This is a genomic window from Sedimentitalea sp. XS_ASV28, assembly GCF_041224545.1.
In the GTDB taxonomy this organism is placed as follows: domain Bacteria; phylum Pseudomonadota; class Alphaproteobacteria; order Rhodobacterales; family Rhodobacteraceae; genus Sedimentitalea.
The window spans coordinates 61,029-83,605 of record NZ_JBGFGP010000087.1 but is presented as its reverse complement, the minus strand read 5'-3'; the positions used below and the strand labels follow the sequence as shown (position 1 = coordinate 83,605).

Below are 22,577 nucleotides of genomic sequence, written 5' to 3'. Positions count from 1 at the left end.
TGCCCGCAGCGCGGTCCGTTGGGTCAGAAAAACGCCTGCAAGCCGGTCTGCGCCCGCCCCAGGATGAGCGCGTGCACATCATGGGTACCTTCGTAGGTGTTCACCGTCTCAAGATTCAACAGATGGCGGATGACCTGATATTCAAGGCTGATGCCATTGCCGCCATGCATGTCCCGCGCCATCCGCGCCACGTCGAGCGCCTTGCCGCAATTGTTGCGTTTGACGATGGAAATCATCTCCGGCGCCGCATTTGCATCGTCCATCAACCGTCCGACGCGCAGACTTGCCTGAAGTCCGAGCGCGATCTCGGTCTGCATATCGGCCAGCTTTTTCTGGTACAATTGCGTTTGCGCCAACGGGCGGTTGAACTGTTGGCGATCCAGCCCGTACTGACGTGCCGCGTGCCAGCAAAATTCGGCGGCGCCCATGGCGCCCCAGCTTATACCATAGCGCGCGCGGTTGAGACATCCAAACGGGCCTTTCAGGCCCTGCACATTGGGCAGAAGCGCGTCTTCACCCACTTCGACGCCATCCATGACGATCTCGCCGGTGATCGAGGCGCGCAGGCTCATCTTGTTTTCGATCTTGGGTGCGCTCAGCCCCTTCATGCCTTTCTCAAGGATAAACCCACGGATCTTGCCGCCATGTTCCTCGGACTTGGCCCAGACCACGAACACATCCGCCAGCGGCGCGTTCGAGATCCACGTTTTGGACCCGGTCAGCTTGTAGCCGTTTGCGGTCTTGATCGCACGGGTCTTCATGCCCGCCGGATCGCTGCCGGCATCGGGTTCGGTCAGCCCGAAGCACCCGATGAACGCGCCACTTGCCAGTTTCGGAAGGAATTTCTGGCGCTGCTCTTCGCTGCCATATGCATAGATCGGATACATCACCAGAGAGCTTTGCACCGACATCATCGAACGATAGCCACTGTCCACGCGCTCGACTTCGCGCGCCACGAGCCCATAGCTGACATAGCCCGATCCCAGCCCGCCGTATTCTTCGGGAACGGTCACGCCCAGCAGACCCATTTCGCCCATCTCGCGAAAAATCTCGGGGTCGGTCTTTTCGTCGGCAAAGGCTTCGCGGATCCGTGGTTGCAGCTTTTCCTGCGCATAGGCACGCGCGCTTTCCGCGATCATGCGCTCGTCCTCGGTCAGCTGATCCTCCAGCCGCAGCGGATCTTCCCAGGTGAAACGGCCCAGATCCGGCGCATCCTTGGCCTTGAGACTGGGTTTATGCGGAATGTTCATGTGATGCTCCTGGCTGAATTGCGATTTATTCTACCCTACCCCGCCCACACGCCAATAAACAGCGAGACATTCACATGAATGCATGAGTATATCGCATACATGAGTGCCCCTCGCCGTCTCCTGCCGTCTCTGTCTTCGCTGCGCGCCCTCGAAGCGCTGGAGCGGCTGGGCAGCGCCACCGCCGTTGCCGACGAACTCTCGCTCACGCAGAGCGCCGTCAGCCGGCAATTGCAGACTCTGGAGCACCAGATGGGGCTTGATATGATCGTGCGGGATGGTCGGCGCCTGACCCTGACACCAGCCGCGCGCAAATACGCGGGCGATGTCCGGCAGGCGCTCGATCAGATCGCGCAGGCTTCGCTGCGGCTTCGCATCGCGCCGGATGGCGGCACCCTCAACCTCGCGATACTGCCAACCTTCGGCATGCGATGGCTGGTCCCCCGGTTGCCGGAGTTTGCACGCCTGCACCCGCAGGTGACGGTCAACATGAATACTCGGCTGCAAAGCGTTGATTTTTCAAGTGAAGGGTTTGACGCAGCTATTCACTTCGGGCGGCCCGACTGGCCGGAGACCGGCCACCTTCTGCTCCGGCACGAACAGGTCCTGCCAGTTTGCGCACCGTCGCTGGTGGCGGATGATCGCGCACGCAGCCCGAGGGATCTGTTGCAGATGCCGCTCTTGCATATCGAAACGCGGCCGGATGCCTGGGCCGACTGGTTTCGCGCCCAGGGGGTCGCGTTGACCAAACCGGTGACCGGGACACTTTACGACCAGTTCTCGACCATAACCCAGGCCGCGCAGCACGGGCTCGGCGTTGCATTGATGCCGGACTATCTCGTCGAACAGGATCTCGCACAGGGGCATTTGGTCGCGCTGCATGACAGGCCGACCGAGGCTCATGGCGCGTATTACCTCGTGTGGCCACTGGACAAGGCCAGCGATCCGGCGGTGCTGCGGTTTCGCGACTGGTTGGCAACGCAGGTCGAACCCGAAGATGCCCTGCCCCGATAACTCCTGCTAACGCGGCAGGATAACAGTAAAGGTCGCGCCCTGCCCCTGTTCGCTCTCGACTTTCATACGACCACGATGCCGGTTGACGATATGTTTCGCGATTGCCAGTCCAAGACCCGTCCCACCCAGACGCCGGGACCTGTGATTATCGCCGCGATAAAAGCGTTCGGTCAGCCGCGGCAGGTGGATCGGGTCGATCCCCGGCCCCTTGTCGCGGACCGTGATCTTGGCGGTTGGCGCGCGCAGCGCCGCGTCGCGTTCACAGAGTTCGATCGTCAACGAGACCTCTTTTCCGGAACCACCGTATTTGATGCCGTTTTCGACGAGATTGGTGAAAACCTGTCGCAACTGATCTTCGTCCGCGGGAACGATGACAGGCTCCTTCGGTCCGTCCACCATCAGCTTGACGCCATTGGAATCCGCCAGCGGCCTGAGGGATGACAGGGTCGAATTCAGCAAGGGAAGCAGGTCGACACGGCCGGTCGGGCGCACGCGCTCTTCTGCCTCGACCCGGCTCAGCGACAGCAGGTCACCGACCAGCCGGTTCATGCGCCCGGCTTCCTGTTCCATGATCGTGAGAAAGCGATCGCGCGCCTCTGCGTCGTCGCGCGCGGGACCGCGCAGCGTTTCGATAAAGCCGATCAGCGCGGTCAGCGGCGTGCGCAGTTCGTGGCTGACATTGGCCACGAAATCGCGGCGCATCTGGCCCGCCTGCTCCATGTCTGCCCGATCCTGAAAGCTGACGACCGCCACGCCGGGCTGTCCGCTTCCGGCGATCTCGATATACCGGCATGTCACATCCAGCGGCGCATCCTTTGCTGCGCTGCCCAGCTTGTGTCGCGACAGATGCTCGCCATGATCCGCAAGCGTCGCCTCGATTGCCGCAATCACCTGAGGCTGGCGCAGCACCGTGGCGAAATGGCGGCCGACCATCTCGGCGCTGAACATCTTGAGCGCCTCGGCATTGGCCGCGACGATGCGCTCGGCCTCGTCGATGATCACCGTGGGCAGCGGCGTCGCGCGCAACAGCACGTCAAGAGCGGTTTCAGGCATCGCGTCCCACGTCGCTGGCGGCGGCGACCGCGTCGCTGAAGATCGTCCTGAGCTGTTCGGGGTCTTCCAGCCCGACGGATACGCGAAAAAACCCTTCGTGCAGGCCGTTCGCGGCACGGTCGGCGGCGCTCATGCTGCGATGCGAGGAGGACGCGGGATGCGACAGGGTGGTGCCCACATCGCCAAGTGTCGGCGCAAAGCTCAGCCCGTCCGCCGCGCGGGTAAAGGCATTCGCCGCCCCCCGTCCGCCGGTCAATTCAAAGCTCACCATGTTGCACCCCTGCCCCTGCAACAGGCGGTTGGCGCGGTCATGATCCGGATGGTCCGGGCGCATGGGGTAGATCACGCGCTTGACGCCGGGCAGCGTGGCGAGGTGATCCGCAAGAATGGCGGCGGTCTGCTGTGCGCGATCAAAGCGCAGGCCGAAAGACAGCATCCCCCGTTCCGCCAGCCAGCAATCAAAGGGGCTGGGCGTCAGCCCGGTCGTCACGGCGAACACCCGCAGCTTTTCGGTCAGCGCCGGATCGCGCGCGACCGCATATCCCAGCATCACGTCTGAATGCCCCGCCAGAAGCTTGGTCAGTGAATGGATCACGATATCCGCGCCGTGATCAAAGGGGCGGAACGCACGCGGCGTGGTAAAGGTGTTGTCCACCGCCAGCAGGATATCCCGTTCGCGGCACAGCCTGGCAAGCCCCTCGATATCGGCGACGCGCAGGGTCGGGTTCGACACCACCTCGACCAGCAACATGCGCGTTTCGGGACGCAGCGCCGCCTCAATCGCCGCCGCATCTCCGGGATCCGCGAGCGTCGTGGCAACGCCCAGCCGCGGCAAATCCTCGTTCATGAGCCGCATCGAGCGCCCATAGAGCTGATTGCCGCCGACGATATGATCGCCGGCGTTCAAAAGCCCCATCAGCACCGCGCTGACCGCTGCCATGCCCGAGCCGGTCATCACGCCGCCGCTCGCGCCCTCCATCGCATCCATGCGCGCGGCGACGACATCGGCATTCGGGTGGCCCTCGCGCGAATAGGTATAGCCATGCAGCCGTCCTTCATACTGATCGTCGAGCATGTCGGGCGTTTCGCTGGCATAAACCACCGAGGGCGACAGGGGCGTGACGACCGGTCGGCTGGCGCTGTCGGGCAAGGGGTCTGGCCGCACCAGCGACCCGCGTGTGTTCTTCATTCGTCGACGACCCTCAACTGTTCGCGGAATATGGCCATGTTCTTGTGGTAATGCGCCGCCGCCGTGGCCAGCATCTTTCTCGCCTTGTCGTCCAGTTGCTTGACCACGCGGCCCGGCGCGCCCATCACGACGCTGCCATCGGGAATCTCCTTGCCCTCGGTGATCAGCGCCCCCGCCCCGATCAGGCAGTTTTCACCGATCTTGGCGCCATTCAGCACCGTGGCGCCCATTCCGATCAGAGAATTGTTCCCGATGGTGCAGCCATGCAGCATGACCTTGTGCCCGATCGTGCAATTCCGGCCGATCGTCATGGGAAAACCGGGATCCACGTGCATGACGCAGTTTTCCTGCACGTTCGATCCCTCTCCGATATGGATCTGTTCGTGGTCCGCGCGGATCGTGGTGCCGAACCAGACCGATGCGCCGGCGTCCATCACCACCATGCCGATGACATTCGCGTCCGGCGCGACCCAGGTGTCGGGATGCAGTGTCGGGACTTTTCCATCCAATGCGTAGATCGTCATGTGTTTTCCTCGAATTCTGCCTGAAGGGCGCGGACATGGTCGGTCAGGTCCGGTTGTTGACTGCGGCGCAGGCGTGTCGCCGTCACGATGGTCTTGAGCCGTGCTTCCGTCGTGTCGAGCGCGTCGTTGACCAGCACGAAATCGTAGCCGTCCCAGTGGCTGATCTCGTCCCAGCTTTTCTGCATGCGGCGCGCGATGGTCTCGGGATCGTCCTGGCCCCGGCTTTCGAGCCGCCGGCGCAATTCGGTGATCGACGGTGGCAGCAGGAAAATCGACAGGGTGTTCTGGCCAAGCGCCGAATTGCGGATCTGCTGCGCCCCCTGCCAATCGATGTCAAACAGCACGTCTTGCCCGGCATCGATCGCCTGTTGCACCGGAGCGCGGGGCGAACCGTAGAAATTTCCGAAAACATGCGCGTGTTCCAGCATGCCGCCATCTCTCACCTGCGCCTTGAACTCCGGGACCGAGGTAAAGAAATAGTCCTCGCCGTCGACCTCGCCCGGACGTGGGGTGCGGGTCGTGGCGCTGACCGAAAACAGGATAGAGGGATCCCAGTCGCGCAGCCGCCGGGCCAATGTGGATTTGCCCGCGCCCGAAGGCGAGGAAAGGATGATCAGGAGCCCGCGCCGGTCTGCCATTTCAATTGATTGCCTCTTGTTATTCCACGTTTTGCACTTGTTCGCGCATCTGATCGATCACCGCCTTGAGATCGAGCCCCACCGCCGTAAGCTCGGTGGATTGCGATTTGGAGCACAGCGTATTCGCTTCCCGGTTGAACTCCTGCATCAGGAAATCCAGTTTGCGTCCCACCGCGCCGCCCTTGCCAAGCAGATCGCGCGCGGCGGCGACATGCGCGGCCAGCCGGTCGAGCTCTTCGGTGACATCCGCCCTGACCGCGATCAATGCAAGCTCTTGCGCCACGCGCCCTGGGTCGGCCCCGTCGGAATTGTCCAGCACCAGCGACAGGTTGTTTCTCAGCGTCGTTGCCATCGCGTCGCGACGCGCCTCGGCGAGTTGCACCGCCTGCCCCGTCAGGTCCGCGATCCGGTCGAGATGTTCGCCAAGCACCTTATGCAGCGCAGCCCCTTCGCTTTGACGCATGTCAAGAAACCCGGCAACAAGTGACGGGAACTCCGCGCGCAGGCGCGCAATCAGCGCCGCATTGTCAGGCTCGGCCGCCACCGCATCGAACATGCCGCGCAGCGCCAGCAGATCGCTGGCCCGCGACGGTGCAAGCGTCATCCCCTGCTCTTTCGCCTCGGCCTCGATCTCGGACAATGCCGACAGTGCGGCCCGCATTGTCGGACGGTTGAGCGCAAGCTCTCCGGCATCATCGGAACGCGAGATGCGCAGGGCGAGGGTGACGTTGCCGCGCATCACGGATTTGGCCAGTTCGCTGCGCAGCGCCGCCTCCAGACCCTGCAGCCAGTCCGGGACCCGCAGGCGCAGATCGAGGCCCTTGCCGTTGACGCTGCGCAGTTCCCAGCCCCAGGAATACGGCGCGAGTTCCCCCTTGGCAAAGGCAAACCCCGTCATCGAATTTATCATTTCCGCCCTGCCCGCGATCTGCCGGATATTCTGTCGTCGTTTACCTAATGGCATTGCTACCTAATGGCATTGCCCGAGACAGGGCAAGCCCTCGCCGGCAAACGCGACAGGCCGTCGCCGTGAAAGGGTTAACCAATTCCTAAGGTTTGTCTTCAAATTCTTAAAAAATATGCGACGTTAACGCTTGGGTAACCATTATGAAGCAAGTCCTACGGGTGGGTTTCGCCAGAAGGCAAATACCAGCATCCGGGGCGGCTGTGCGAGAGAGTTGAAGACATGTTCAGTATTTTCCGCCCGAGAGAAACGGGAAAGGTGGTGACGATGGACCGGTTCCGCAGTGGCGCAAGCCTGTCGCCGATCCGGCAGGCCGAAGCCTATTGGAGTGCACTGCGCCAGGGGGCGGACATCCCTTTCCGCTCGCAGATCGATCCACGCGGACTTGAACAGGTTCTGGAATACGCGTTCATTCTGGAACGTGTCGCACCCGGCGTCGGCCGCTTCCGGCTGGCCGGGCAGCATCTGTGCCAACTCGCCGGCATGGAAGTGCGCGGCATGCCGATCACCTCGTTCTTCACGACCGACGGGCGCGAAGGCATGGCGGCAACGCTGGAATATGTCTTTGACACGCCTGCGGTGGCGGAAATGAGCCTGAAAGGAGAACGCCAGAGCCTGCGCGGCGCCTGCGAAGCGCGCTTGATCCTGTTGCCGCTCAAAAGCGACCTGGGCGATTGCAGCCGTATTCTCGGGGTGCTGGTGGCGGATGGAGATTTCGGCCGCGCGCCGCGCCGTTTCGATATTGCCGATACCCGGATCCGCGATCTGGCGACAGATCAGACAGCCGCAACACCCGCCGTCGAAGCCGCGCGCGGGTTTGCGGAAGCACAGACCGTTCTGGGGGGCAAGGCCCCGCATCTGCGCCTGGTGAAAACCGACAAGCGGTAGACCAAGACGCGTCAGGCACCAGTGCTCCCGGCGCCTGGCTCGGGTGTCAGACCGCCTCGCGCTGCTGCTGCCTGGCCCGCAGGCCCGACAGTTCCTCGGCCACGAGAAATGCCAGTTCCAGAGACTGGCTCGCGTTCAGGCGCGGATCGCAGGCGGTGTGATAGCGATCGGACAGATCCTCTTCGCTGACCGCCTGAACGCCGCCGGTGCACTCGGTCACGTCCTGACCGGTCATTTCGAAATGCACGCCGCCGGGCACCGTGCCTTCGGCCGCGTGGATGCCGAAGAACTCGCGCACTTCACGCAGCACCGACTCGAACGGCCGTGTCTTGTAGCCGCTGGACGACTTGATGGTGTTGCCATGCATCGGGTCGCAGACCCAGACGACCTCGGCCCCTTCCTCGCGCACCGTCTGGATCAGGCGCGGCAGGTTCTCTGCCACCTTGCCGGCGCCAAAGCGCGAGATCAGCGTCAGGCGACCCTGCTCGTTCTTCGGGTTGAGCGTGGCCATCAGCACCTTCAGGTCTTCGCTGGTCATGCTCGGACCGCATTTCAACCCGATCGGGTTCAGCACGCCGCGCGCGAATTCCACATGCGCACCGTCCGGCTGACGCGTGCGGTCCCCGATCCAGATCAGGTGCCCGGATCCGGCCAGCCAGTCGCCGGTGATCGAATCGCGCCGGGTAAGCGCCTGTTCGTATTCCAGCAACAGACTTTCGTGGCTGGTGTAGAACTCAACCGATTGCAACGTATGTGCCGTGTCCTGGTTGACCCCGGCCGCTTTCATGAAATCAAGCGTGTCGCTGATCCGGTTGGCAACTTCACGATAGCGTTCCGCCTCGTCGCTTTCGGTAAAGCCCAGCGTCCATGCGTGGACCTGGTGCACATCGGCATAGCCGCCGGTCGAAAAGGCCCGGATCAGGTTCAGCGTCGCCGCAGCCTGCGTATAGGCCTGCAGCATCTTGCCCGGATCCGCGACGCGCGCTTCAGGGGTGAATGGCAGCTCGTTGATGATGTCGCCGCGATAGCTGGGCAATTCAACACCGTTCACCACTTCGGTCGGTGCGCTGCGCGGTTTGGCGAACTGCCCGGCCATGCGACCCACCTTGATCACCGGAACCTTGGCGCCATGCGTCAGCACCATCGCCATCTGCAACATCACCTTGAAGGTGTCGCGAATGCTGTCGGCGCTGAACTGGTCGAACGCTTCGGCGCAATCGCCCCCCTGCAACAGAAACGCTTCGCCCCGCGCCGCAGCCCCCAGATGCGCCTTGAGGCGCCGGGCCTCGCCGGCAAAAACCAGCGGAGGATATTTCGAGAGTTGCGCCTCGACCGCGTTCAATGCCGCCTGGTCGGTATAGTCGGGCATTTGAATCCGAGGCTTGCTGCGCCATCCGGCTTTTTGCCACTCACTCATCGCTCTGATCTCCGTTCCGCATCTCAGGTGGCCTCTATACAAAAGCGCGACGCAGGTTGCCATATCCGAAATGCGTCTCTTGACGTCGCAGATCGGGTTTGAGCAAGGTGAATATCGCAGGGTGCCGTGCGAAGGAAACAGAGCCATGACAGAGCGACGCAAAGTTGTCGATGTTGACATCACGGCGACAAAGCCCCGCCGCTTCGTTTTTGTTCTGCTGGAAAATTTCACGATGCTGAGCTTCGCCTCGGCTCTGGAGAGCCTGCGGATCGCGAACCGCATGGCCGGGCGCGAAATCTATACCTGGCGGCTCATCGGGGAAGGTGGAAATACCATGACCTGTTCGGCTGGCACCGTATTCCCGCTGGATGGCGACCTTGACGAATTGAACCGCGACGACACGGTGCTGATCTGCGGCGGTGTCGACGTGCAGGGCGCAACCACCAAGCGCCTGCTGGGATGGGCCCGCCGCGAAGCGCGCAAGGGGTTGCTGGTCGGGGGGCTGTGCACGGCGGCGTTTTCGCTGGCCAAGGCCGGGTTGCTCGATGGCAAGAGAGCCACGATCCACTGGGAAAACTCCGATAGTTTCGCCGAAGAGTTCGAGGACGTCATGCTGACCAAATCGGTTTTCGTGATCGACGGCAACCGCATGACGACGGCGGGCGGCACGTCCTCCATCGACCTCATGCTCAAGCTGATCGCGGATGAGCACGGCGAGGATCTGGCCAATTCGGTGGCCGATCAGTTGATCTATTCCAGCATCCGCACCGATCAGGACACACAGCGCCTGTCGGTTCCCACGCGGATCGGGGTGCGTCATCCCAAGCTGAGCCAGGTTATCCAGATGATGGAACAGAATATCGAGGAGCCGATCAGCCCCTCTGTGCTGGCCAGGGATGTCGGCATGTCCACCCGCCAGCTGGAACGCCTGTTCCGGCGCTATCTCAACCGGTCGCCCAAGCGATACTACATGGAACTGCGCCTGCAAAAGGCGCGCAACCTGTTGATGCAGACCGATATGAGCGTGATCAATGTGGCGCTGGCCTGCGGGTTTGCCTCTCCCAGCCATTTTTCCAAGTGCTACCGCGCCCATTACGAGACGACCCCCTACCGGGAACGTGGCAGCCACGCGGCGCGGCTGTCGGTGTGATACGGCCGGTTGCCTGAAAGCCCAACCGGAGGATCACGAAGCGGGCGAGATACGATAGACCGTGCCCTGCCCGACCGAGATGAACCAGATCGTTCCGTCGGGTGCCTCGACGATATCGCGTACCCGTTCGGTCTCGGGCCCCGATATCTGCTCGGCTTCGCGCAGCGGTGCCCCCTCAAGTCGGCTGATGTGATCGAACTTGAGCGAGCCGACGAAAATATCCCCCCGCCAGTCGGGCCACAACCGCCCGGAATACACCATCAGCCCCGATGGCGCGATCGATGGATCCCAATAATGTTCCGGTTGCTCCAATCCGGGCTTGGCGGTGCCTTCACCGATCTTCCCGCCAGAGTAGTGCCGGCCATAGGAAATGACCGGCCAGCCATAATTGCGCCCCCCATCGACCAGGTTGATCTCGTCGCCGCCCCGCGCCCCGTGCTCCGAGATCCAGAGCCGTCCCTGCGCATCCAGCCCCGCGCCCTGCGGATTGCGGTGGCCCAGCGACCAGATTTCGGGGCGAGCATTCGCAACCCCGACAAACGGGTTGTCAGGGGGAACCGACCCGTCGCGGTTTATCCGCACGATCTTGCCGTTATACGTTCCCAGATTCTGGACAAGATCGTCATTGCCCCGGTCGCCGATGGTGACAAAGAGCCTGCCATCGCGCCCTTCGACCACGCGACTGCCGAAATGGCGGCCGGTGCTACCGCCATCCGCCGCTTCGAACAGGACCCGCAGGTCGGACAGCGCGGTTCCGTCCCCGGTCAGGCGCGCCGACGCGAGCGCGGTTCCGGCACCGCCGCCCTGCGGTTTGGCAAATGTCAGAAGGATCTCGCGACTGGTTGCAAAATCGCGCGGCACCGTGACGTCAAGCAATCCGCCCTGCCCCGATGCATGCACCCGCGGCACGCCGTCGACACGGGTTGCGCGACCGTCGCGCACATGCAGCAGCGCGCCCTCGCGCTCGGTCACGAGAAAGCCGCCTCCCGGCAGAAAATCGACGGCCCAGGGGGTGTCCAGCCCGGTGATCATCGCATCCACGCGGACATCCCCGTCACGCGTTTGCAGTATATCCGCCTGAACGGCAAAGGCGCCGAAGGCGGCCATGGCACAGATCACGACACGCAGCATGCTCAACCCTTTCTTCATCATTCTACCTAGGCCGGTATCCGGAACCGACAATACCGCGCGGGAGCCCTCCGGCACCGCAGAATCGGCATCATATGGGACTTTTCTTTTTGATGAGCCTTGCCTAGGGTTCCGTTCGAATATTGCGTTCCAACCTGGGAGAAACCAAATGAAAAAACTGCTATTGGCCACAGCGTCAACCGCGCTCATTGCGGGCATGGCGCAGGCCGAAGATGTCAAACTGGGCGTTCTGCTTGGCTTTACCGGCCCTCTGGAATCGATTTCCCCCGATATGGCGGCGGCGGTCGATCTCGCGATTGCCGAGGTCAACGATTCGGGCCTGTTCCTTGACGGATCGTCGACCGTTTCCTCGGTCACGGCGGATACCGGCTGTGTCGATGCCAACCTCGCCGTGGCTTCTGCCGAGCGCCTGATCACGTCGGACAAGGTCAGCGGCATCGTCGGTGGCATGTGTTCGGGCGAAACGACTGCCTCGTTGCAGAACGTCGCCTTGCCCAATGGCGTCGTGATGATCAGCCCCTCGGCCACTTCACCCGGTCTGACGACGATTGAAGACAATGGCCTGTTTTTCCGCACATCGCCGTCGGACGCCCGTCAGGGTCAGGTGATGGCCGACATCCTGAATGATCGCGGAATCAAGGAAGTCGCCGTCACCTATACCAACAACGACTATGGCAAGGGCCTGGCAGACAGCTTCCAGTCGGCCTTCGAGAGTTCCGGCGGCAGCGTGACGATCAACACCGCGCACGAGGACGGCAAGGCGGATTACTCTGCCGAAGTCGGCGCACTGGCCTCGGCAGGTGGTGAGGTTCTCGTCGTCGCAGGATATGTGGACCAGGGCGGTGCCGGCATTGTCAACGGCGCACTGGACACCGGCGCGTTTGACACATTCATGTTCCCGGACGGCATGGTTTCGGACGCGCTGGAAGCGAATTTCGGCGACATGGTCGAAGGCTCTTTCGGACAGCACCCCGGCAATGACAGCGATGGCGGCGCCAAGTTCAACGAAGCCGGCGAAGCAGCGGGTTTTGCACCGACCAATGCCTTTGCGCCCGAGAGCTATGACGCTGCCGCGTTGATCCTGCTGGCCATGCAGGCTGCCGGGTCCACCGATCCGCAGGTCTACAAGGACAAGGTGATGGAGGTCGCAAACGCACCCGGCGAGCCGATCCTGCCGGGGGAACTGGGCAAGGCGCTGCAGATCCTCAAGGATGGCGGTGATGTCGATTTCGTCGGAGCCTCGGCGGTTGAACTGATCGGACCGGGCGAAAGCGCGGGCAACTATCGCGAGATCGAGTTCAAGGACGGCAAGATGACCACGGTCGGCTATCGCTGATCCGGTCTGACCATCATGAAGGACAGCCCGGGGGCCGGATGCGCCCGGGCTGCTTCACAATACCAAGAACCGCGCAAAGCGGTGTATACAAGCCGTGAAAACGCGGCACAGGGAGGTGCGATGATCGTCGTTGATGACGTGCACAAGCATTTTGGCGGATTTCACGCGGTGGACGGCGCTTCACTCGAGATCGCCGAGGGCTCGATCACCGGGCTTATTGGTCCGAACGGAGCCGGAAAAACCACTCTTTTCAACGTGATTGCGGGCGTTCTTGAACCCACTTCGGGCCGGGTCTCGATGGCGGGCGAGGATATTACCGGGCTGCCGCCGCATGACCTTTTCCACAAGGGTCTGCTGCGCACGTTTCAGATCGCGCACGAATTTTCGTCCATGAGTTGCCGCGAGAACCTGATGATGGTGCCCGGCGGGCAATCCGGCGAGACGCTCTGGAACACCTGGTTCGGACGCAAACGGATCGCCGACGAAGAGCGCGCGCTGCGCGCCAAGGCGGATGAGGTCCTGGAGTTCCTGACCATCGAACACCTGGCCGATCACAAGGCGGGAGAGGTGTCGGGAGGGCAGAAGAAGCTCCTGGAGCTGGGTCGAACCATGATGGTGGACGCGCGGATCGTGTTCCTCGACGAGGTGGGCGCGGGCGTCAACCGCACGCTGCTCAACACGATCGGCGATGCGATCATTCGTCTGAATGAAGAGCGCGGCTATACCTTCGTTGTCATCGAACATGACATGGATTTCATCGGGCGGCTGTGTGATCCGGTGATCTGCATGGCCGAGGGCAAGGTATTGGCCGAAGGCACGCTGGAGGAAATCAAGGCCAATGAACACGTGATCGAGGCCTATCTCGGAACCGGTCTCAAGAACAAGGTCGGCACATGACGCGCGGGATCACAGGCGGCACACGCCACGCATGTCCGAATCCGATTGGGGCTCTGCCCCAAACCCCGGAGTATTTCAGCAAAGATGAAGGGGGTTGGCATGTCGGCTGATCCGTATGGCGATCGCGGCAACAAGGACCGGTCGATCACGAACCCGCACGGCATCGGGACGTTGCGCGCCGCGCCGGGCACCGGACACGGTATGGAGACCGCGCGGGCGTTTCTCATCGGGGACAGCATGACCGGTGGATATGGCAAAGGACCGGACATCCTGCACGATTGTACCGTTGCCGTCGACAAGGGGGAGATCGCGGTGATCGTGGGCCCCAACGGGGCGGGAAAATCGACCGCGATGAAAGCGGTATTCGGCATGCTGGACGTGCGGCAGGGCTCTGTGCGGCTGGATGGCGAGGACATTACCGGGCTGACGCCGCAGGATCGCGTCGTGAAGGGCATGGGCTTCGTGCCGCAGACCAACAATATTTTCACGTCGATGACCGTGGAAGAGAACCTGGAGATGGGCGCGTTTATCCGCACCGATGATTTCTCCGATACCATGGCGCAGGTCTATGACCTGTTCCCCATCCTCAAGGAAAAGCGCGCGCAGGCGGCCGGCGAACTGTCGGGCGGGCAACGGCAGCAGGTCGCGGTGGGCCGGGCATTGATGACGCGCCCCAAGGTTCTGATGCTGGATGAACCGACCGCTGGGGTCAGCCCGATCGTCATGGACGAGCTGTTTGATCGCATCATCGAGGTGGCCCGGACGGGCATTCCGATCCTGATGGTGGAGCAGAACGCCCGGCAGGCGCTGGAGATCGCGGACAAGGGCTATGTCCTGGTGCAGGGCAGCAACGCCTATTCCGGCACGGGCAAGGATCTGCTTGCGGATCCGGATGTGCGCAAATCGTTCCTGGGGGGCTGACGCGATGGATTTTCTCAATGCCCTTATTGCGCTGGCCAACTATGTTGTGATCCCCGCCATGTCCTATGGCAGCCAGCTTGCGCTCGGCGCCCTGGGTGTCACGCTGATTTACGGGATCCTGCGGTTTTCCAATTTCGCACATGGCGACACGATGGCGTTCGGGGCCATGGTGACGATCCTTGTGACGTGGTGGCTGCAATCGATGGGGATCGGACTGGGACCGATGCCCACCGCGCTGCTTGCCCTGCCCGTCGGCATCCTGTGCTGTGCCCTGATGGTGCTGGCGACGGACAAGCTGGTCTATCAATTCTATCGCGAGCAGAAGGCCAAGCCGGTGATCCTTGTCATCGTCTCGATGGGCGTGATGTTCGTCATGAACGGGTTGGTTCGGTTCATCATCGGGCCGGACGACCAGAATTTCTCGGATGGGACGCGTTTCATCATCTCGGCGCGCGATTTCAAGCAGTTGACCGGGCTTGAAGAAGGGCTGGCGATCCGGACCAGCCAGGCGATCACCGTGATCACGGCGGTCGTCGTGGTGGCGCTGTTGTTCTGGTTCCTGAACCGCACGCGCACCGGGAAATCCATGCGGGCCTATTCCGATAACGAGGATCTGGCGCTGCTGTCGGGGATCAACCCGGAGCGCGTGGTGGTCTATACCTGGTGCATCGTCGCGGCGCTCGCCACGGTGGCGGGCGTGCTCTACGGGCTTGATAAATCCTTCAAGCCCTTTACCTATTTCCAGCTTTTGCTGCCGATCTTTGCCAGCGCCATCGTCGGCGGTCTGGGCAGCCCGCTCGGCGCCATTGCCGGTGGCTTCATCATTGCGTTTTCCGAGGTCACGATCACCTATGCGTGGAAGAAAATCCTGGTTTACCTGATGCCCGCGCCGCTTGAGCCGGACGGGCTCGTGCAGCTCATGAGCACGGATTACAAATTCGCGGTATCCTTCGTGATCCTGCTGATTGTTCTGCTGTTCCGACCGACCGGCCTGTTCAGGGGGAAAGCGCTATGAGCGAGACCGTGAGAAATATCGGGTTGTTTGCGATCGTGGGTGGGTTGATCCTGCTGACAGGTGTCATGCAAAGCTGGAATGCCGCGCTTCTGATCCTGAACATGGGGTTGATTTCGGCGATCATGGCCATCGGCGTGAACCTGCAATGGGGGTTTGCCGGGCTGTTCAATATCGGTGTCATGGGGTTTGTGGCACTTGGCGGGCTGGCGGTCGTGCTGGTGGCGATGCCACCGACTCCCGAGGCATGGGCGGCAGGTGGGGCCGGTATCATCGCCGCACTTGTCCTGGGCGCGTTGACGGTGACGGCGGCCGTGTTGTTGTTGCGGAAGATGCAGGCCGGAGCCACGCGCAACATTGTCCTGATCGTCCTGCTGGTGGGCGGATTTTTCCTCTATCGCGCGATTCTCGATCCGTCAGTGGAAGCGGTAGAAAATGTCGATCCTGCAATTACCGGATACCTCGGCGGGCTTGCATTGCCGGTGCTTCTGGCCTGGCCAATCGGCGGATTGCTGGCCGCCGGGGCGGCATGGCTGATCGGGAAAACCGCTCTGGGTCTGCGTTCGGATTACCTGGCGATTGCGACGCTCGGCATTGCCGAGATCATCATCGCCGTGCTCAAGAACGAGGACTGGCTGTCGCGCGGGGTCAAGAACGTGGTCGGCATTCCGCGCCCGGTGCCCTACGAGATCGACCTGCAGAATGATCCGGCCTTTGTGGAACGCGCAGCCGGGTTTGCGCTCGATCCCGTCACCGCATCGACGCTCTATGTCAAGCTCAGCTATGCGCTGCTCTTTACCGTTGTCCTGCTGGTGCTGCTCTGGATGGCGCAAAGGGCGCTCAACAGCCCGTGGGGGCGCATGATGCGGGCGATCCGCGACAACGAGGTCGCGGCGGAAGCCATGGGCAAGGACGTGACGCGCCGGCACCTGCAGGTCTTTGTGCTGGGCAGTGCGGTCTGCGGTATCGCCGGGGCGATGATGACGACCATGGACGGGCAGTTGACACCCGGCACCTACCAGCCGCTGCGCTTTACCTTCCTGATCTGGGTGATGGTGATCGTCGGCGGCTCGGGTAACAATTTCGGGGCGGTGCTCGGGGGGATGCTGATCTGGTTCCTCTGGGTTCAGGTCGAGCCGATCGGTGCTTTCCTGCTGGACGTGCTGACATCGGGCATGTCGGACGGGCCGTTGAAGTCGCATCTGCTGGACAGTGCGGCACATATGCGCCTGTTGACGATGGGGTTGGTCCTGATCCTTGTGCTGCGGTTCAGTCCGCGCGGACTGATCCCGGAGAAATAGCGAACCGAATGTGCCACCTTAACATTTTGTAGATCGAACCGCGACAAATTCCCCATGTCCGCTTGCTTTCTTTCGTGTTAGCAACGGGCACGAAACGCCGTTTTGTTCTGAATGAGTATGGAGATACGTATGAAAACGTCTTTTTTACCTGCCGCGCTGGTCCTGTCGGGGCTTGCCATTTCCGGTTGTGTTCCATCGCCGACCGACTACGAAACAACGCCGGTTCAGGTCGAAACGGCCAAGGGTGTCGTCACATGCCAGCTTTACACACGCGAACGTGTGGTTTGGGATCGGGCCATCAACAGACCGAACTCGATGTCCGTCGAGGAAGGTGACGCGGTATGCCGTGCCGAGGGCGAGCGTCGTAAAAACAGCTGAACAGAGAGGCGCGACCCGAGTGTTTCGCGCCTTTCAAATAAAACCCGGTTCGAAAAAACCTGATTTCAGGCAGTGCCGCGTGATACCGGTGTGTATGAGGGGCTATCAGCGCCCCTTGAAAAGCCCGCCCAGAATACCGCGAACGAGGCGACGTCCGGTCGTGCCCGAAAGCTCCTTCATGACATTCCGCGTCAGCGCCTCGGCAAATCCACCGCCGCTCTGCGCGGTTTTTCGCGAGGTTGACCGGCTGACCCGGCTGCCGGAATACCGGCGGCCGGCGTTGAACTCCTGAAACATCGGTTCCATCTCGTCGGCTTTTTCCTCGGAAACGGCCGCGTCCTTCGCCGCCTGTTCGGCCCGTTGCGCCAGCATTTCATAGGCCGAAGTACGGTCCAGCGGCGCATCATACTTGCCGGCCATGTCCGAAGCCGCCAGATGCGCCCTGCGTTCCTCGGCGGTGATCGGGCCGAGTTGCGACGATGGCGGGCGGATCAGGGTGCGTTCCACGATACCCGGCACCCCCTTGTCGAGCAGCATCGAGGTCACCGCCTCGCCCACACCGACTTCCCTGATGGCATCCTCGGTCGAAAAGCGCGGGTTCTCACGGTAGGTTTCCGCTGCAAGCCTGAGATTCTTGCGATCCTTTGCCGTGAACGCGCGCAGTGCATGCTGAATCCGGTTGCCCAATTGCCCGAGGATATCTTCGGGCACGTCGGCGGGATTCTGGGTGATGAAATAGACCCCGACCCCCTTGGATCGGATCAGGCGTGCCACCTGTTCCACCTTGTCCACCAGCGCCTTGGGCGCATTGTTAAACAGCAGATGCGCCTCGTCAAAGAAAAACACGAGCCTGGGCTTGTCCGGATCGCCAACTTCCGGGAGTTCCTCGAACAGTTCGCTGAGCAGCCATAACAGGAATGTCGCATAGAGCCCGGGCGATCCCATCAGCTTATCGGCGGCAAGGATGTTGACACGGCCCCGTCCGTCCGCATCCGTGCGCATCAGGTCGGCCAGTTCCAGCGCCGGCTCGCCAAAGAGTAGCGTGCCGCCCTGATTTTCCAGCACGAGCAGCCGTCGTTGAATCGCCCCGATCGACGCGGTGGATACATTCCCGTAGCGCAGGGACAGCGTATCGCGGTTCTCTCCGATCCAGACCAGCAGGGATTGCAGGTCCTTGAGATCAAGCAGCGGCAGCCCCTCTTCGTCAGACAGTCTGAACGCGATGTTGAGAATGCCTTCCTGCGCCTCGGTCAGGTCGAGCAGACGCGCCAGCAACAGCGGCCCCATCTCGGCCACCGTGGTGCGAACCGGGTGCCCCTGCTCTCCGAACAGATCCCAGAAGGTCACCGGATAGGCACGGTATCCATAGTCGGTAAAGCCGATCTTTGCGGCCCTCGCCGTAAAGGCATCATGCAGCTTGTGATCGACCCGCCCCGACCTGGCCAGACCGGACAGATCGCCTTTGACGTCGGATAGAAAAACCGGCACGCCCGCATCGCTGAATCCTTCTGCCATGATCTGCAACGTGACGGATTTGCCGGTCCCTGTGGCCCCCGCGACCAGACCATGTCGATTGGCGTATTTCAGCCTCAGACCCTGCGGATTTGCGTAATCCTCACCTCCGCCACCGATAAAAACCTTGTCATCCATTGTGATGCGTACCCTGATCCTGTCCTGCCTGTCGCACCGACCATACTAACTTAACCTTTGCCTGCCATAGTTAATTCGCTCGCCAATACGGGTCGGTTGAACCGGCGGGCACTTCCTCCCTGTCAGACTGGCCGTGCCTTCGGGTACGGCCCTTTTTCACCAAAAATCCGATTCGGAGCTTAATCCCTGTCAAAACGCTCCGATTTCGCGCCTTTTTCTTGTCATAACCGCGTTTTTATCGGCATAGCTGTTGACCGCTGGTCAGCCCTCTCGTAACGTTCGGCAATAACTAAGTCGGCCAGTCCGACGGGGAGACAACCTATACTTAAAGGGGGCTTGACGGCCCCCTTTTACTTTGGTGTGAAGCCTCACGAATTTCCCCGTTTTTGCGGGTGGAAACAGGGCGCTTCCGCGATCCGTTTTTGCAATATCGGCCTGACACCGTCCGAACGTCATGATAAAGCGTCGTCAATTGCAGATTGTGCGTCATGGATTCGCCGCTGCCGTGCAGTTTGCTTTGAGCAACCATAAACAAAACGAGACAGGCACATGTTGAAACAGCTTTCTCCGCTTGCCGCGCTGGCCCTGGTCGCGATGACCGTCCCGGCCCTTGCGCAACAGGCAGACACCCCCACGACGACCGAGGAACCCGCTGCAACAGAAGGCACCGCGACCGCGCCGCAACTGGATCTGGGGGAGCCGGTGGCCGATGGTCCAAAACTTGGCGAGCGGTACTCCAAGGAAAAGATCGGCGACTGGGATCTCGCCTGCATGCGCACCGAGGCGGAAAACGATCCCTGCTCCCTGCTTCAGATCATGCGCGATGACTCGGGCAATCCGGTGGCCGAAATGTCGCTGTTCCGCATCGAGAATGGTGGGCAGGCCGCCGCCGGCGCAACCATCCTCGTTCCACTGGAAACGCTGTTGCCGGCACAGCTGACCATTGCCGTCGACGATGCACCGGGCAAACGCTATAATTATACCTATTGCACCCCGATTGGCTGTGCTGCGCAGATCGGTCTGACACAGGAAGACATCGACGCTTTCAAGAAGGGTAGCAAGGCGACAGTGACCCTTGTCCCCGCCCCGGCCCCGGATCAGACCGTGTCGCTGACCCTGTCACTTTCCGGATTCACTGCCGGCTACGACGCGGTCGACGTCGTCAAGCAGTAGGTCGCAAGCATCCATATCACGATGAACGCCGGGCCGGTTGGTCCGGCGTTTTTTTGTCAGACCTTGCGCAGGACAAGCACCGCGTTCATGCCCCCAAAGGCAAAGGCGTTTGACACGGCCACTTCGACCCGGGCATTGCGCGCGATATTGGGAACCACGTCGAGCGCACATTCCGGATCGGGCTCTTCATAGCCGATGGTGGGCGCGATAACCCCGTCTCGCAACGCCATGATACAAGACAACAATTCCACTGCACCGGTCCCGCCGATCAGGTGACCGTGCATGGATTTGGTCGAGCTGATCATCAGGTTGTCGGCATGCGGCCCGAACACATCCGCAACAGCGGCGCATTCGGTCTTGTCATTGGCGGCAGTACCGGTGCCGTGGGCGTTGATATAGCCCACTTCCGACGGCGCCACCCGCGCATCGGCCAGGGCGCCAGACATCGCCCGGGCCGCACCCTGTTTTGATGGCATCACGATATCCGAGGCGTCCGAGGACATCGCAAACCCGGCAACCTCGGCCAGGATATCGGCGCCGCGGGACCGTGCGTGCTCATATTCCTCGAAAACGAAAATCCCGGCCCCTTCCCCCTGAACCATACCGTTGCGCCCAAGGCTGAACGGGCGGCAGGCATCGCGCGACATCACACGGAGTCCTTCCCAGGCCTTGACCCCACCAAAACACAGCATCGATTCCGAACCGCCGGTGATCATCGCGGGCGCCATGCCGCTGCGCACCATTGCAAAGGCCTGGGCCATGGCGTGGTTCGAACTGGCGCAGGCGGTGGACACGGTAAAGGACGGCCCCTTGAGATTGTACTGCATACTGACATGGCTGGCAGCCGCATTGTTCATCAGCTTGGGCACAACAAAGGGATGAACCCGGTTCTTGCCGTCTTCATAGACGCTGCGGTAATTGTCATCCCAGGTCGAGACACCGCCGCCCGCCGTGCCCAGAACCACGCCAGAGCGTGCCGAGATATCACCGTGAAATTCAAGGCCCGATTGAGTGATCGCTTCCTTTGCGGCGGTCAGCGTGAACTGTGTAAAACGATCATAGAGTGAAAGCTGCTGACGATTGAACCGCCCTTCGGCCTCGAACCCGCGCACCTGCCCGCCGATCCGGATCGAGAGCCGCTCGACGTCTCTGAACTCCAGTTCGCCGATCCCGCAGCGCCCTTCGCGCATCGCGGCAAGCGTTTCGGGAACCGAATGTCCGAGCGCGTTGATCGTACCGGCACCGGTGATGACGACCCTGTGCATTGTCAAGCCGCCCCGTCCTAGACCTTTTCCGCGACGAGCTTTTCAATCCCGGCGACGATGGCGGCGACGCTTGAAATGTCAAAGTCGCTCTGGGTCGGCTCATTTGCGTTGAAGGGAATGGAAATGTCGAACTCTTCCTCGATGGCAAAGATGCTCTCTACCAGACCGAGGCTGTCGATTCCGAGGCTCTCCAGGGTACTGTCCATCGTCACGTCCGAAGGATCGAGAACGGCCTGTTCCGCGATGATCGCTATGACCTTTTCACTGATGCTCATCACTGGTTCCCACGCTATGCTTGCCGAGTTGCTTTAATCTTTCGCTCCGGCCTTGAAAACAGCCTTTTGTAACGCTGCGACGTCACGTGCCAGACGGGGAAGCCTGCGCTGTGCCTTGTAGATCTCGGTATGGGTTTCCATCTTGACCGCCGGATAGCCCATGAGCACCCGACCTGCGGGTGCATTGGAGAGGATCTTGGTGCCTCCCGCGGCAATCACGTTGTCGCCGATGAATATGTTATCGACCACACCGACCTGTCCGCCGAGTATCACGTTGTTGCCGATCTCGACCGAGCCGGAAATCCCGACCTGACCGCAGAGCAGGCAATCATCGCCGACGCGCGTGTTGTGGCCGACATGAACCAGATTGTCGATTTTGGTGCCGTTACCAATCCGGGTGTTGCGGATGGTGCCGTTGTCGATCGTGCTGTTGGCGCCGCATTCGACGTCGTCACCGATTTCAACCGCGCCAAGCGAATGGATGCGTACCCAGCTCTGTGCCTTGGCATCGCCCTGATCGCCCAACGTCTTGCGCACGTTCTCGGCCCCGCTCACCTCGGGTGTGACAAAGGAAAATCCGTCTGAACCGACACGCGCACCGGGTTGCGCGATATAGCGGTCTCCGACGACAACCCGTGCGCCGATGCTGACCATTTCGCGCAGATACGCATGCTTGCCCAGTCGCGCATCGGCTCCGATGGTGCAATGCGGGCCAATGACCGATCCGGCACCGATCCGGGCCCCCGCCGCGACATAGCTGAACGGTCCCACAGAGACATCATCGGCAATCTCGGCACCGGGATCGATCACTGCGGTCGGATGAATGCCCGTGGGGAACCCCTGCCCGCGATCAAATGTTGCCGTCAGACCCGACATCGTCATGCGCGGACGATCGGTAAAGATCGCTGCCGCAAGCCCCAGGCCTTGCCAGTCGGCCCCATCCCAGAGGATCGCAGCCCGCGCCTGGCCTTTGCCAAGCGCCTCGCCGTATTTCGGGGACATGGCAAGCGCCAGATCGTCCGGCCCCGCGTCGGCCGGCTCTGCTGCGGCCTTGACGGAATAAGACAGGTCTCCGACCGCCTCGGCGCCAAGCGCGGCCGCAATCTCTTGGATGGTGAAAGTCATCATGGTCCCCG

The 22,577-nt window shown here is 61.7% G+C and carries 22 protein-coding genes; 10 read left to right on the top strand and 12 right to left on the bottom strand.

What is annotated here, in order from left to right; translation table 11 throughout:
* Positions 1-23 precede the first annotated feature (23 nt).
* Positions 24-1,250 carry an acyl-CoA dehydrogenase gene (locus AB9K34_RS04390; RefSeq protein ID WP_369953217.1) on the bottom strand — a complete coding sequence of 409 codons (1,227 nt, stop codon included), beginning with the start codon at positions 1,248-1,250 and terminating at the stop codon, positions 24-26.
* 99 nt (positions 1,251-1,349) lie between these two features.
* Between AB9K34_RS04390 and AB9K34_RS04385 the strand changes: the two genes are divergently transcribed.
* Positions 1,350-2,261, top strand: coding sequence for a LysR family transcriptional regulator (locus AB9K34_RS04385; protein WP_369953216.1), 912 nt, complete (start codon positions 1,350-1,352; stop codon positions 2,259-2,261).
* Positions 2,262-2,267: 6 nt separating this feature from the next.
* On the opposite strand, the gene AB9K34_RS04380 is transcribed toward AB9K34_RS04385, so the two are convergent.
* The 5 genes from AB9K34_RS04380 to AB9K34_RS04360 are packed head-to-tail and all read right to left on the bottom strand — an operon-like array spanning position 2,268 to position 6,563.
* Positions 2,268-3,314, bottom strand: coding sequence for a sensor histidine kinase (locus AB9K34_RS04380; protein ID WP_369953215.1), 1,047 nt, complete (start codon positions 3,312-3,314; stop codon positions 2,268-2,270).
* Complete coding sequence (locus AB9K34_RS04375) at positions 3,307-4,503, bottom strand: PLP-dependent aspartate aminotransferase family protein (protein WP_369953214.1); 1,197 nt, start codon at positions 4,501-4,503, stop codon at positions 3,307-3,309. Before AB9K34_RS04375 ends, AB9K34_RS04380 begins: the two co-directional genes overlap by 8 nt.
* Positions 4,500-5,027 (bottom strand): gamma carbonic anhydrase family protein, encoded by a 528-nt coding sequence (locus tag AB9K34_RS04370; RefSeq protein ID WP_369953213.1) that lies wholly within the window; start codon positions 5,025-5,027, stop codon positions 4,500-4,502. Before AB9K34_RS04370 ends, AB9K34_RS04375 begins: the two co-directional genes overlap by 4 nt.
* Positions 5,024-5,665 (bottom strand): guanylate kinase, encoded by a 642-nt coding sequence (gene gmk / locus AB9K34_RS04365; RefSeq protein ID WP_369953212.1) that lies wholly within the window; start codon positions 5,663-5,665, stop codon positions 5,024-5,026. The genes AB9K34_RS04370 and gmk overlap by 4 nt, the downstream gene beginning before the upstream one ends.
* Positions 5,666-5,684: 19 nt before the next feature.
* Positions 5,685-6,563: a YicC/YloC family endoribonuclease gene (locus tag AB9K34_RS04360; protein ID WP_369953211.1), complete on the bottom strand. Its 879-nt coding sequence runs from the start codon at positions 6,561-6,563 to the stop codon at positions 5,685-5,687.
* Positions 6,564-6,851: 288 nt separating this feature from the next.
* On the opposite strand from AB9K34_RS04360, the gene AB9K34_RS04355 reads away from it, so the two are divergent.
* The gene (locus AB9K34_RS04355) at positions 6,852-7,517 is read left to right on the top strand and encodes a PAS domain-containing protein (RefSeq protein WP_369953210.1); all 666 of its coding nucleotides are present in this window, start codon (positions 6,852-6,854) and stop codon (positions 7,515-7,517) included.
* Between the two features lie 46 nt (positions 7,518-7,563).
* On the opposite strand, the gene AB9K34_RS04350 is transcribed toward AB9K34_RS04355, so the two are convergent.
* Positions 7,564-8,934, bottom strand: a complete 1,371-nt coding sequence (locus AB9K34_RS04350) for a class II 3-deoxy-7-phosphoheptulonate synthase (RefSeq protein ID WP_369953209.1) — start codon at positions 8,932-8,934, stop codon at positions 7,564-7,566.
* A gap of 145 nt (positions 8,935-9,079) precedes the next feature.
* On the opposite strand from AB9K34_RS04350, the gene AB9K34_RS04345 reads away from it, so the two are divergent.
* Complete coding sequence (locus AB9K34_RS04345; protein WP_369953208.1) at positions 9,080-10,084, top strand: GlxA family transcriptional regulator; 1,005 nt, start codon at positions 9,080-9,082, stop codon at positions 10,082-10,084.
* A gap of 33 nt (positions 10,085-10,117) precedes the next feature.
* Here the strand turns inward: AB9K34_RS04345 and AB9K34_RS04340 are convergent, their stop codons facing one another.
* On the bottom strand, positions 10,118-11,233 hold the full coding sequence (locus AB9K34_RS04340) for a PQQ-dependent sugar dehydrogenase (RefSeq protein ID WP_369953207.1): 1,116 nt from the start codon (positions 11,231-11,233) through the stop codon (positions 10,118-10,120).
* A gap of 148 nt (positions 11,234-11,381) precedes the next feature.
* On the opposite strand from AB9K34_RS04340, the gene AB9K34_RS04335 reads away from it, so the two are divergent.
* From AB9K34_RS04335 to AB9K34_RS04310, 6 genes are all read left to right on the top strand, one after another.
* The gene (locus AB9K34_RS04335) at positions 11,382-12,569 is read left to right on the top strand and encodes an ABC transporter substrate-binding protein (RefSeq protein WP_369953206.1); all 1,188 of its coding nucleotides are present in this window, start codon (positions 11,382-11,384) and stop codon (positions 12,567-12,569) included.
* Positions 12,570-12,689: 120 nt separating this feature from the next.
* Positions 12,690-13,466, top strand: coding sequence for an ABC transporter ATP-binding protein (locus AB9K34_RS04330; RefSeq protein ID WP_369953205.1), 777 nt, complete (start codon positions 12,690-12,692; stop codon positions 13,464-13,466).
* A 99-nt stretch (positions 13,467-13,565) separates the two neighbouring features.
* Positions 13,566-14,387: an ABC transporter ATP-binding protein gene (locus AB9K34_RS04325; protein ID WP_369953204.1), complete on the top strand. Its 822-nt coding sequence runs from the start codon at positions 13,566-13,568 to the stop codon at positions 14,385-14,387.
* A 4-nt stretch (positions 14,388-14,391) separates the two neighbouring features.
* Positions 14,392-15,402 carry a branched-chain amino acid ABC transporter permease gene (locus tag AB9K34_RS04320; RefSeq protein ID WP_369953203.1) on the top strand — a complete coding sequence of 337 codons (1,011 nt, stop codon included), beginning with the start codon at positions 14,392-14,394 and terminating at the stop codon, positions 15,400-15,402.
* Positions 15,399-16,700: a branched-chain amino acid ABC transporter permease gene (locus AB9K34_RS04315; protein WP_369953202.1), complete on the top strand. Its 1,302-nt coding sequence runs from the start codon at positions 15,399-15,401 to the stop codon at positions 16,698-16,700. Before AB9K34_RS04320 ends, AB9K34_RS04315 begins: the two co-directional genes overlap by 4 nt.
* Positions 16,701-16,829: 129 nt before the next feature.
* Positions 16,830-17,078: a hypothetical protein gene (locus AB9K34_RS04310; protein WP_369953201.1), complete on the top strand. Its 249-nt coding sequence runs from the start codon at positions 16,830-16,832 to the stop codon at positions 17,076-17,078.
* 105 nt (positions 17,079-17,183) lie between these two features.
* Here the strand turns inward: AB9K34_RS04310 and AB9K34_RS04305 are convergent, their stop codons facing one another.
* The gene (locus AB9K34_RS04305) at positions 17,184-18,728 is read right to left on the bottom strand and encodes a helicase HerA-like domain-containing protein (RefSeq protein WP_369953200.1); all 1,545 of its coding nucleotides are present in this window, start codon (positions 18,726-18,728) and stop codon (positions 17,184-17,186) included.
* Positions 18,729-19,277: 549 nt separating this feature from the next.
* On the opposite strand from AB9K34_RS04305, the gene AB9K34_RS04300 reads away from it, so the two are divergent.
* Positions 19,278-19,901, top strand: coding sequence for an invasion associated locus B family protein (locus AB9K34_RS04300; RefSeq protein WP_369953199.1), 624 nt, complete (start codon positions 19,278-19,280; stop codon positions 19,899-19,901).
* 56 nt (positions 19,902-19,957) lie between these two features.
* On the opposite strand, the gene AB9K34_RS04295 is transcribed toward AB9K34_RS04300, so the two are convergent.
* Genes AB9K34_RS04295 through lpxD form a run of 3 tightly spaced genes read right to left on the bottom strand, consistent with a single transcriptional unit; the run spans position 19,958 to position 22,566 of the window.
* Positions 19,958-21,166, bottom strand: a complete 1,209-nt coding sequence (locus AB9K34_RS04295; protein WP_369953232.1) for a beta-ketoacyl synthase — start codon at positions 21,164-21,166, stop codon at positions 19,958-19,960.
* Between the two features lie 17 nt (positions 21,167-21,183).
* Complete coding sequence (locus tag AB9K34_RS04290; protein WP_369953198.1) at positions 21,184-21,441, bottom strand: acyl carrier protein; 258 nt, start codon at positions 21,439-21,441, stop codon at positions 21,184-21,186.
* Between the two features lie 33 nt (positions 21,442-21,474).
* A complete protein-coding gene (gene lpxD / locus AB9K34_RS04285; RefSeq protein WP_369953197.1) occupies positions 21,475-22,566 on the bottom strand; it encodes a UDP-3-O-(3-hydroxymyristoyl)glucosamine N-acyltransferase in 1,092 nt (363 codons plus the stop codon).
* Between the last annotated feature and the right edge of the window lie 11 nt (positions 22,567-22,577).